Origin of the sequence: Thauera aminoaromatica S2 (assembly GCF_000310185.1) — a bacterium.
Classification (GTDB): Bacteria; Pseudomonadota; Gammaproteobacteria; order Burkholderiales; family Rhodocyclaceae; genus Thauera; species Thauera aminoaromatica.
In genome coordinates this window covers 1-10,633 of record NZ_AMXD01000127.1, presented here as the reverse complement: position 1 = coordinate 10,633, position 10,633 = coordinate 1, and the positions used below count along the sequence as shown (strand labels likewise).

General features: G+C 71.6%; 7 protein-coding genes and 1 pseudogene. 3 read left to right on the top strand and 5 right to left on the bottom strand.

Features of this window, described 5'->3' with window-relative positions:
• Window positions 1-1,151 (top strand): alkaline phosphatase family protein (locus C665_RS15635; RefSeq protein WP_004321822.1); only part of this gene is annotated, 1,151 nt, incomplete at its 5' end.
• A gap of 410 nt (window positions 1,152-1,561) precedes the next feature.
• On the opposite strand, the gene C665_RS15630 is transcribed toward C665_RS15635, so the two are convergent.
• The 4 genes from C665_RS15630 to C665_RS15615 form a co-directional block, all read right to left on the bottom strand.
• Window positions 1,562-1,846 (bottom strand): hypothetical protein, encoded by a 285-nt coding sequence (locus C665_RS15630; RefSeq protein ID WP_004321819.1) that lies wholly within the window; start codon window positions 1,844-1,846, stop codon window positions 1,562-1,564.
• Between the two features lie 191 nt (window positions 1,847-2,037).
• Window positions 2,038-3,291: a DNA recombination protein RmuC gene (locus C665_RS15625; RefSeq protein ID WP_004321817.1), complete on the bottom strand. Its 1,254-nt coding sequence runs from the start codon at window positions 3,289-3,291 to the stop codon at window positions 2,038-2,040.
• Between the two features lie 4 nt (window positions 3,292-3,295).
• Window positions 3,296-5,818 carry an ABC transporter permease gene (locus tag C665_RS15620; protein ID WP_004321814.1) on the bottom strand — a complete coding sequence of 841 codons (2,523 nt, stop codon included), beginning with the start codon at window positions 5,816-5,818 and terminating at the stop codon, window positions 3,296-3,298.
• 10 nt (window positions 5,819-5,828) lie between these two features.
• On the bottom strand, window positions 5,829-7,001 hold the full coding sequence (locus tag C665_RS15615) for a M20 aminoacylase family protein (RefSeq protein WP_004321811.1): 1,173 nt from the start codon (window positions 6,999-7,001) through the stop codon (window positions 5,829-5,831).
• A 406-nt stretch (window positions 7,002-7,407) separates the two neighbouring features.
• Between C665_RS15615 and dbpA the strand changes: the two genes are divergently transcribed.
• Window positions 7,408-8,871 (top strand): ATP-dependent RNA helicase DbpA, encoded by a 1,464-nt coding sequence (gene dbpA, locus C665_RS15610; protein WP_040829436.1) that lies wholly within the window; start codon window positions 7,408-7,410, stop codon window positions 8,869-8,871.
• Window positions 8,872-8,933: 62 nt separating this feature from the next.
• Here dbpA and C665_RS15605 read toward each other — a convergent pair whose 3' ends face one another.
• A complete protein-coding gene (locus C665_RS15605) occupies window positions 8,934-9,755 on the bottom strand; it encodes a DnaJ domain-containing protein (RefSeq protein WP_004321807.1) in 822 nt (273 codons plus the stop codon).
• Window positions 9,756-10,303: 548 nt separating this feature from the next.
• Between C665_RS15605 and C665_RS15600 the strand changes: the two are divergent.
• Window positions 10,304-10,633 (top strand): annotated as a pseudogene (locus tag C665_RS15600) (histone deacetylase); the annotation flags it as partial.

Genomic DNA, 10,633 nt, shown 5'->3' with positions numbered 1-10,633 from the left:
AGATCCGCTTCCTGCACTCGGCGCTCGCCGCCGACGGCGGCGAGCGGCTCGGCCCCGGCCCCGACTTCCGCGGCGACCTCGCGGCGCTGCGGGGCGCAGACGTGCTGATCGTGTTCGCCGAGGCCTACGGCGCGGTCAGCTTCGATCGACCGCCGATCACCGCGGCGCTCGCCGACGCACGCACCGAGCTGGGTGCCGCGATCGCGGCCAGCGGCCGCCAGGCCGTCTCCGCCCGCGTGGTCTCGCCGACCTTCGGCGGCGCCTCCTGGCTGGCGCACGCCGCCGTGCTCGCGGGGGTCGATACCCGCGACCCGGCCGACCACGCACTCTTGCTGACCACCGATCGCCCCACCCTGGTCCGCCACTTCGCCACCCACGGCTACCGTACCGTGGGCTGGATGCCAGGGCTGCAGCGCCCCTGGCCGGAGGGCCGCTTCTACGGCTTCGACCGCATCGCCGATGCCGACAGCGCGGGCTACGCCGGCCTGCCCTTCGGCTTCTGGCGCATCCCCGACCAGGCCTCGATGGCGCGCATCCACGTGGACGAGCTGGGCGGCAGCTTCGGCGAGGCAGTCGGTACGCAGCAGGCCCGCTCCAGCCCGGGCTCCTCCCCGGCTTCTGCGGGCGACACCTCCGCCAGCGCGCCCACTTCCCGTCCGGGCGCACGCGCGGAGACCGCTGCCGCGCGTCGCGCGCCACGGCTGGTCGTTTTCGCCACCGTCTCCACGCACGCCCCCTTCGCAGCGATCCCACCCTTGCGCGAGGACTGGTCGCGGCTGCTGCGCGCGGACGCCTTCAGCCAGGAGGAGGTCGAAGCCGCGGCGGCCGTGCGGGTGTCCTGGACCGAGCCGCTCCCCGCTTATCTGGCCTCGATGCGTTACCAGCTCGGCTGGCTCGCCGACTACCTCGCCCATCACGCCGCGCGGGAGCTGGTCCTGATCGTGATCGGCGACCACCAGCCGATCGGCACGGTGAGCGGGCCGGACCAGCCGCACGACGTGCCGGTGCATGTGATCGCCTCCGACCCCGCGCTGCTCACCCGCTTCGCGGCCGCCGGCTTCGTCGCCGGCCTGACGCCGCCACAGCAACCCCTCGGCCCGATGCATGAGCTTGCCCAGGTGCTGGTGGATGCCTTCTCGGGCCCGCGGTGAGTGTGCAGCCCGCATGACCGCCCCTCCAGACCGCGCAATCGCGACTTGCGTCGCTCCTACGAAAACCGGCACGCGCGCTGTTGCGGGCGCCCGGACAGGGCTGTGGGAGCGACGCAAGTCGCGATTGGCGGTGGGGTGCTGACGGGGCGTCGGTGCAGGCTCGGGGGCCGTGATCGCGACTTGCGTCGCTCCTACGAAAACCGGCACGCGCGCTTTGTTGCCGGCGCCGGGGCAGGGCTGTGGGAGCGACGCAAGTCGCGATTGGCGGCGGGATGCTGCCGGGGCGTCGGTGCAGGCTCGGGGGCCGTGATCGCGACTTGCGTCGCTCCTACGAAAACCGGCACGCGCGCTTCGTTGCCGGCGCCCGGGCAGGGCTGTGGGAGCGACGCAAGTCGCGATTGGCGGAGCGACTACTCCGCCCTTTCCGGCGGCACGATGCGGTACAGCAGGGTGTCGCACTTGGCGCACGACACGATGCGACGCTCGTCCTTGCCGTGGCTGAGGCCCTCGTCCTTGAATTCGGTCGATTCGCAGGCCGAGCAGCGCGGTTCGGTCTGGTTGTTGGCGTACAAGTAGGCGTTGAGCTCGGGGAGCGCGCGCTTGCGCTGCTCGATGCGGTGGAACTTCCTCAGGATGAGCCACATCGTGAAGAAGACCGCCATGATGAAAAGGATCGGCAGGGGAAAATCGGACATCGGTGCGGGGTTCCCGGACGGGTGAATCGGAGAAGCGATGCAGGCCTTGCGGCGAGTCGGGCCTGACGATACGGGCGGCGGCGCGCCCCGTCCCTGTCCCGCATCAAATCGGGCGGACGATCATCCGTGCGCGCCCGTGACGGGTGGTCCGACCGCAGCGGCCCCGGAAGAATTCCCCAGGTTCGCAGAACTCAATCCCGCCCCCCCACGGATCCGCTTCCCACGGTCCCGGCAGCGAGCGCCGCCGGCGTGCCCTCGCCCGCCTCTTCGTCCTCCTCGTCCAGCTGCACCGACTCGATGCGGCGGAAGTGCGCGCTGATCTTGCGGCTCGAGGTGTGCACGTCCTGCACGTCGCGACTGGCCTGCTCGATGTGGCGGGCGAGCGCGGCCATGCGCTCGTCGAAGCGCTGGAAGTCCTTCGCGAGCTTGCCGAGGGCGTCCTGGATGACGTGGATCTGCTTGCGCGTCTCGACGTCCTTCATCACCGCGCGCGCGGTGTTGAGCACCGCCATCAGCGTGGTCGGGGACACGATCCACACGCGTTTCTGCTGCGCGTAGGCCACGATCTCCGGGTGGTAGGCGTGCAGCTCGGCGAACACCGCCTCGGCGGGCAGGAACATCACCGCGCCATCGGCGGTGCTGCCGGGCAGGATGTACTTGGCGGAGATCGCGTCCACGTGGCGCTTCACGTCGGCGCGGAAGGCCTGCTGCGCGGCGCGGCGGTCGAGCTCGGCGAGCGTGTCGTCGAACATGCGGTGGTAGTTCTCGAGCGGGAACTTGGCATCGACCGCGACGTTGCCGGTGGGCGCCGGCAGGGTGAGCAGGCAGTCCACCCGGGTGCCGTTGGGCAGCACCTGCTGGAAGGCGAAGGCCTCGGGCGGCAGCATGTTGCGCACCAGGTTCTCGAGCTGGACCTCGCCGAAGGCGCCGCGTGCGCGCTTGTCGCCGAGCAGCTCCTGCAGGCTGACCACGTTGGTGGTGAGGCCGTCGATCTTCTTCTGCGCCTCGTCGATCGTCGCCAGCCGCGCCATCACGCTGGCGAAGGTCTCGTTGGTCTTGCGGAAGCCCTCGTCGAGGCGCTGGTTGACCTGACCCGAGAGGGTGTCGAGACGGCCGTCCACGCTCTGCGTGAGCGCCTGCATGCCGCGCGACAGCTGCAGCGAGGCGGCGGTGAGGCCGCGCTGCAGCAGCTCGCGGTCGGCGCGCGCGTGCTCGCCGATGCGGTCGGTCTGGCGCGTGAGCCCGTCGTGCAGGTCGAGCAGCAGCTCGCGGTGGCGCGCGGCCAGGCGCTGCTCCATGAAGTCGGTGAGGTCGTCGCCGAGGCCTTCGCGCAGGCGGCGCTCGGCGCCTCCGCCGCGCAGCAGCCCCCAGGCCTGCAGCACCAGCACCGCCACCAGCAGGCCGGCGAGCAGCCACTCGGCCGGCGTCAGTTGCAAGGACGTCATGCGTTCAGCCCAGTGCACGCAGGCTGGCGAGCGGCGGCCGGCTCAGCAGCGCACGCGTGCCCAGCCAGCCACCGGCAACCACGCCGGCCGCGCCCAGCACCACGCCCACCAGCACCGGCGCCAGCGCCGGCACGTAGGGCATGCGGAAGACCTGCTCGGCCAGCACCCAGCCGATCGCGCTCGCGCCCACGCCCGCGAGCACGCCGGCGACCCCACCCAGCACCAGGAACTCGGCGAACAAGGCCTGGCGCACCTGGCGGTTGCGCGCGCCCAGGGTACGCAGCATGGCGAGCTCGTAGTCGCGCTCGTCGTGAGTGGACTGCAGCGCGGCATACAGCACGACCAGCCCGGCGAGCACCGCGAAGCCGAACACGAACTGCACGATCACGATCAGCTTGTCGGTCATCGACTGTACCTGTGCGATCACCGCCGCGGTGTCGATCACGGTGAGGTTGGGGAACTCGCCGAGCAGCTTCGTGGTGAAGTCGTGGCGCGCGGGCGGCAGGTGGAAACTGGTGATCAGGGTCGCGGGGAAATCCTCCAGCACGCCGGGCGAGGCGATGAAGAAGAAGTTCACCCGCATCGAGTCCCAGTCGAGCTTGCGCACGCTGGTGATCGGCGCCTCGACGCGGCGGCCGCCGATCTCGAACGTCACACGGTCGCCCACCGCCAGCCCGAAGGTCTTCGCCAGCCCGGCCTCGACGGAAAACTGCGCGGAAAACTGCGCGGAAAACTGCGGCTGCGCCGCCGCCCCGTGCCAGCGCCCCGCCTCGACGACGTTGCCCGGCGGCAGCTCGGCGCCGTACGACAGATTGAACTCGCGCTCGGCCAGGCGCCGCGTGCGCTCGTCCTCGTACGCCGAGGGGTCGACCGGCTTGCCCTCGATCGCCACCATGCGGCCGCGAATCATCGGCTGGATGGGCGGCACCGGCAGGCCCTCGGCGGCGAACAGCGCGGCGATGCCGGCGCGCTGGTCGGGCTGGATGTTGATCACGAAGCGGTTGGGCGCATCGGGCGGCGCCATGCGCCGCCAGTTGTCGAGCAGGTCGGCGCGCACCAGGGTGAGCAGCAGCAGCGCGGTCATGCCCAGCCCGAGCGCGGCGGCCTGGATCACGCTGCTGCCCATGCGGCGGCCGAGGGCGGCGATGCCGTAGCGCCAGCCACCACCGCGCAGGCTGCCCTGTCCCTTGAGGCGGCCGGCGAGCCTGAGCACACCCCAGGCGGCAAGCGCGAACACGCCGAGCGCCACCGCGAAGCCGGCCGCCACCATGGCGCCGAGGCGCGCGTCGGCGGCGATCCAGAAGATCAGCCCGAGCAGCGCCGCCAGCCCGAGCGCCCAGGCGGCACCCGAGACCGGCTCGGCGAACTCGAACTCGCGGCGCAGCACGCGCAGGGTGCTGACCTTGCCCAGGCGCAGCAGTTGCGGCAGCACGAAGCCGGCGAGCAGCGCCATGCCCACCACCAGGCCATGCGCGAGCGGCAGCGGCGAGGGCGCGGGCAAGTCGGTGGCGAGCAGCTCGCGCAGCCCGCCCGCCAGCCCCCACTGCACCGCCCAGCCCAGCGCGGTACCGGCGAGTGCGGCGGCCAGCCCGAAGAGCAGGAACTCGCCCACCACAATGCCCAGCACCTGCGCCTGACGCGCACCGAGCACGCGCATCACCGCGCAACCGTCGAGGTGGCGTGCCATGAAGCGGCGCGCGGACAGGCCCACCGCCACCGCGGCGAGGATCACCGCGAGCAGCGCCGCCAGGCGCAGGAAGCGCTGCGCCTGGTCGAGCGCGGCACGCACCTCGGGGCGGGCGTTGTCCACGGTCTCGACGCGCTGGCCGCGGCCGAGGTTCGCGCGCGCCCACTTCTCGTAAGCCTCCACCGCCTGCGGCGCGCCGGCCACGTGCAAGCGCCAGGTGGCGCGGCTGCCCTCGGCGATCAGGCCGGTGGCCTCCAGATCCTTGAGGTTGAAGATCGCGCGCGGCAGCAGGCTGAAGAAGTTGGCGCCGCGGTCGGCCTCGAAGCTGACCATGGCGCCGACACGGAACTCGAGCTCGCCGAGGCCCACCTTGTCGCCGGTGTTCACGCCCAGCTCTGCGAACAGGCGCTCGTCCAGCCACACCTCGCCCGCTTCGGGCGCGCGACCTGCGGGGGCGTCGGCCTGGTTGGGACCGGGCGCCAGACGGATGGTGCCGCGCAGCGGGTAGCCGTCCTCCACCACCTTGACGCCGCCGAGCGCCGCGCCCTCGGCGGTACTCGCCATACTGGTGAACAGCACCGTCCTGGCGGTCTGCAGGCCGCGGCTGTGCGCCTCGTCGATGAAGGCGTCGGGCCACGGCTTGTCGGCGCGCAGCAGCAGGTCGCCACCGAGGAGCTGGTTGGCCTCGCGATCGAGCGCGCGCCCGACACGGTCGGCGAGGAAGCCCACGCTGGTCAGGCTCGCCACCGCGATCATGATCGCCAGCCCGAGCAGGTGCAGCTCGCCCGCGCGCAAGTCGCGCAGCATCATGCGCAGGGCGAGTCGAAGCGTGCGCATCATCGGGCGGCGCTCACTTCACGCCGCCGAGCAGGCGCTGCACCAGCGCGCACCAGTAGGCCACGCCGGCCGGCAGCACCTCGTCGTTGAAGTCGTAGTTGGGGTTGTGCAGCATGCAGCCGCCCTCGCCCGGGCCGTTGCCGACCCACACGTAGGCGCCCGGCTTCTCCTGCAGGAAATAAGCGAAATCCTCCGCACCCATGCTCGGGCGGCGGTCGGTGAATACCCGCTCCGGTCCCGCCACCGCGCGCGCCGCCTCGGCGCACAGCGTGGCCTCGGCGACAGTGTTGACGGTCGGGGGATAGCCGCGGCGGAACTCGAAATCCACCTGCACACCATGGCTCTGCGCGATCCCCTCGGCCACCTGGCGCAGGCCGCGCTCGAGGCGGTCGCGCACCTCGGCGGAGAAGGTGCGCACCGTGCCGCACAGCTCGGCGCGGTCGGGGATCACGTTGTAGGCCTCGCCGGCATGGAACTGGGTCACCGACACCACGCCGGCGTCGATCGGATCGAGCACGCGGCTCACCAGGGTCTGCGCCGCCTGCACGAAGGCCGCGCCCGCCACCACCGGGTCCACGCCGAGGTGCGGCATCGCCGCATGCGCGCCGACGCCGGTGAAGCGGATGTCGAAGCGGTCGGCGCTCGCCATCACCGGGCCGGCGTGGACGGCGAAGCTCCCCGCCTCCATGCCCGGCCAGTTGTGCATGCCGAACACCGCCTCCATGGGAAAGCGCTCGAAGAGTCCGTCGGCGATCATCGCCGGCGCGCCACCCTCGCCTTCCTCGGCGGGCTGGAAGATCAGGTACACCGTGCCGTCGAAGTCGCGCCGTGCGGCCAGCGCCTCGGCCGCGCCGAGCAGCATGGTGGTGTGACCGTCGTGACCGCAGGCGTGCATGCAGCCCTGGATGGTGGACTTGTGCGCGAACTCGTTGCGCTCGGTGATCGGCAACGCATCCATGTCGGCGCGCAGCCCGATCGCACGCAGCCCGCGGCGGCCGCGCACCACACCGACCACGCCGGTGCCGCCGATGCCGCGATGGGTCTCGATACCGAGCGCCTCCAGATGGCGCGCCACCAGCTCGGCGGTGCGGCGCTCCTCGAAGGCGAGCTCGGGGTGGGCGTGGATGTCGCGGCGGATCGCGGTCAGCTTGCTCTGCAGGGGGCGGACGCTTTCGATGAGGCTCATGGCTGCACCGTGTTGTCGTGGTTTGTCGCGGGTGTCCGAGTGTAGTACAGGCGGACGCGGGTGGATCCTTCGGCGTCCTCAATCCGGTTGCGGCGGGGGCAAGGGAGACGGCTGGCGCGACGCGGGATCACGATGGTCGGCATGCATTCCAGGCGTCGTGGCGTCTCGACCGCAGGGATCGCATGGATCGCGACTTGCGTCGCTCCTACGCGCGGGCCGCACCGTAGGAGCGACGCAAGTCGCGATCGGGCAGCGCAGAATGTGTTTCCCGTCATGGAGCACGTCGACGTCGCCGGGGTCTGAAACAAAACGCGGCGTGAAGTTCCCGCCCCCTCGGACACGGCGATTCCGGCCGATCGCACAAAGTTCTCTAGGGAAGATGTCGAATCCGCCGCGATAATCGCGCATGACCGAATCGACGCCCCCCTCCTCCCCCATCCTCGCGAGTCCCCCGGACGCCCCGCCCGGGTCACCCCCGCCCGCAACCCCCGGCCTGCCTTTCGACGGCCTGCCGCTCTCGCCCGCCATGCTGGACACCCTGCGCCAGCTCGACTACCGGGCCATGACCCCGATCCAGGCGGCCAGCCTGCCGCTTGCCCTCGCCGGGCACGACCTCATCGCCCAGGCCAAGACCGGCAGCGGCAAGACCGCGGCCTTCGCCCTGCCCCTGCTGGCCCGGCTCGACGTGCGCAAGCTCGCCGTCCAGGCCATGGTGCTGTGCCCGACCCGCGAACTGGCCGACCAGGTCACCCAGGAGATCCGCCGCCTGGCGCGCTTCGAGGCCAACATCAAGGTGCTGGCGCTGTGCGGCGGCACGCCGATGCGCCCGCAGCGCGACAGCCTCGAGCACGGCGCCCACGTCGTGGTCGGCACGCCCGGGCGCATCATGGACCACCTCGAACGCGGCAGCCTGGCGCTCGAGGCCCTGAACACGCTGGTGCTGGACGAAGCCGACCGCATGCTGGACATGGGTTTCCACGACGACATCGCCTTCGTGGCCAGCCGCTGCCCCTCCGAGCGCCAGACCCTGCTGTTCTCCGCCACCTACCCCGAGGGCATCGCCCGCCTGGCCGCGCGTTTCCTGCGCAAGCCGCAGGAGGTGAAGCTGCTCGAGCAACACGCGCACGGCAAGATCCGCCAGCGTTTCTACGAGGTCGCCCACCCGGCGCGGCTGGAGGCGGTCGCGACGCTGCTGCGCCACTTCCGCCCGGTCAGCACGCTGGCCTTCTGCAACACCCGCCAGCAGTGCCGCGACCTCGTCGAGCTGCTGCGCGCGCGGGGCTTCGCGGCGCTCGCCCTCAACGGCGAGATGGAGCAGCGCGAGCGTGACCAGGTGCTGATCCAGTTCGCCAACCGCAGCTGCTCGGTGCTCGTCGCCACCGACGTCGCCGCGCGCGGGCTGGACATCGCACGTCTCGAGGCGGTGATCAACGTCGACGTCACCCCCGACCCGGAGATCCACATCCACCGCATCGGCCGCACCGGCCGCGGCGACGAAGAGGGCTGGGCGCTGAACCTGTGCAGCAGCGCGGACAAGCGCCGCGTCGCGAGCATCGCGCAGAGGATGGGCTTCGAGCCCGAGTGGCACGCCCTCGACGAACTGGTGGAAGACGCGAACGAGCCCCTGCAGGCGCCGATGACGACGCTGCTGATCCTGGGCGGACGCAAGGACAAGATCCGCCCTGCGGACGTGCTCGGCGCGCTGACCGGCGAGGCCGGCTTCACCCGCGAGCAGGTCGGCAAGATCACCGTCACCGACCAGACCACCTACGTCGCGGTCGAGCGCGCGATCGCGCGCGAGGCGGTGCGCCGGCTGTCGGCGGGCACGCTCAAGGGCAAGAAGGTGAAGGTGCGCGCGCTGGAAGTGTGATGCGGGGGTGAGGCTCGCGGTGGGTGCTTGGCGCTTTGAGCCGCGGGCGCCACGCGCCGGTCTCAACTTCGACGCGACGCCAGTCCGGCGATCTGCTCGCGCAAGCTCTCGCATTCGGCCTCGAAGCCGGCGCGCGCTTCGGCAAAGTGCGTTTCCCAGCGCTCGACCTGAGCGGCCCGGCGGTACGCGGGATCCAGTTGAAGGGTCTGCACGGCAAGGATCAGGTCGGCGACCCGGGTCTGCAGTTCGGCAACCCGACGCCGGACGGCGCTGCTCGCGGGCGCCGCGCTCCCCTGCACAGGGCTCGCGTCGTCGCGCTTGCGCGCCCACCCCGCCAGCTCGGCGGTGATGGCGCGCAGCCCCGCGAGGTCGCGCGCCTGGTAGGCAGCCTGCACGCGCAGGAAGACGTCGTGCGCCTCGGCGCGCTCGGCCTCCTCCGCACGGTCCGGATGGCAGCGCATGGCCGCCGCGCGATACAGCCGGCGCAGTTCGTCCTGCTCGTCGTCATCGAGTTCGGGCCGCGGCGCGGGCGTGTGCGCGGTGCTGCGGCGGTAGGCGTCGAAGTCCGCTTCGGCCTGGCGCGCCTGCTCCCGATCGGCCGCCGCACCCGAGCGCTCGGCCTTCAGGTCGAGGTATTCCCGGCGCAGGCGCAGGCATTCACCCACCACGTCGCCGAGGGCAAGGAACTGCTGCTGCTCGTAGCTGCGCACCTGCTGCTCCATGTCGGCGAGACGGCCGGTGAAGTCGAGCATCTGGGCCTGCAGACGGGCACAGCGCGCGAGCAATCGTTCGGCGTCCGGATCGGGCGCGGCGACGATGGCGGCAGGCTCGACATGCTCGTCGGGCGCGGATTCGGCGCCGAGTGGATCGCGACGCTCAGGCATCGACGGGGACTCCGCGTGTGCGGGCCCAGGCTCGGATATCGACGCGGGTGCAACTTCCGGCGCATCTGCCGGCACTGGCGGCACGGCCGTGGAGGCGACGCGCGTCCCCGGCAGACGCGCGCGGGCGGCGGTCTTGCCGGCGCAGAAGCGCAGGATGGCCGCACGGATGCTTGCCAGGAACAGGCGGAAACCCAATTTCAGCCTCGATTTGGAGTGGACATGGAATCGACATTCGACATATTGCACTGCACCATAAACGCCTGACAACAGGAACGCTCCACGGAGCAGGACAATCCATCCCTGTTGCAGCGCGTCCGGCTCGTGTCCGCCAGCATCCTGACCGCCCCTCGAAGGCGCGGATTCACGTCCCCGCCCAGCTGCGGCCGTGCGCGTTCGAGATACGCGTCCGAGGCGGGCGTCGATGGCGCCGCCGCGGCTGCGCGGCGGCTTATGCTTTGCGCACCAATTGCGGCGCACACGGTCCCAAGCCGTGCGGGAACAGAACGCCCGCCCTTGCCGCGCCCGAGTTCAACCGGAACCCGTCCACCTTGAAGCTCTACTACGCCGACCATTTCGTCCTCCCGCTGCCCGCGGGCCACCGCTTTCCGATGGAAAAATACTCGCGGCTGCGCGCGCGCCTGCGCGACAGCGGCCTGTTCGCCGACGACGACTTGCGCGTCCCTGCCGCCGCCAGCGACGCCGAGATCCTGCGCGCCCACGACGCCGGCTACCTGCAGCGCGTCGCCGGCGGCACGCTGGACGCGGCCGAGGTACGCCGCATCGGCTTTCCATGGAGCGCGGCGATGGTCGAGCGCTCGCGCCGCTCGGCGGGCGCCACGCTGGCCGCCTGCCGCAGCGCGCTCGATCGCGAGGGCGGC

Coding starts and splice junctions, on each gene's coding strand:
- dbpA (WP_040829436.1), top strand. CDS start 7,408: ATGACCGAATCGACGCCCCCCTCCTCCCCCATCCTCGCGAGTCCCCCG.
- C665_RS15630 (WP_004321819.1), bottom strand. CDS start 1,846: ATGTCCGATTTTCCCCTGCCGATCCTTTTCATCATGGCGGTCTTCTTC.
- C665_RS15605 (WP_004321807.1), bottom strand. CDS start 9,755: ATGCCTGAGCGTCGCGATCCACTCGGCGCCGAATCCGCGCCCGACGAG.
- C665_RS15620 (WP_004321814.1), bottom strand. CDS start 5,818: ATGATGCGCACGCTTCGACTCGCCCTGCGCATGATGCTGCGCGACTTG.
- C665_RS15615 (WP_004321811.1), bottom strand. CDS start 7,001: ATGAGCCTCATCGAAAGCGTCCGCCCCCTGCAGAGCAAGCTGACCGCG.
- C665_RS15625 (WP_004321817.1), bottom strand. CDS start 3,291: ATGACGTCCTTGCAACTGACGCCGGCCGAGTGGCTGCTCGCCGGCCTG.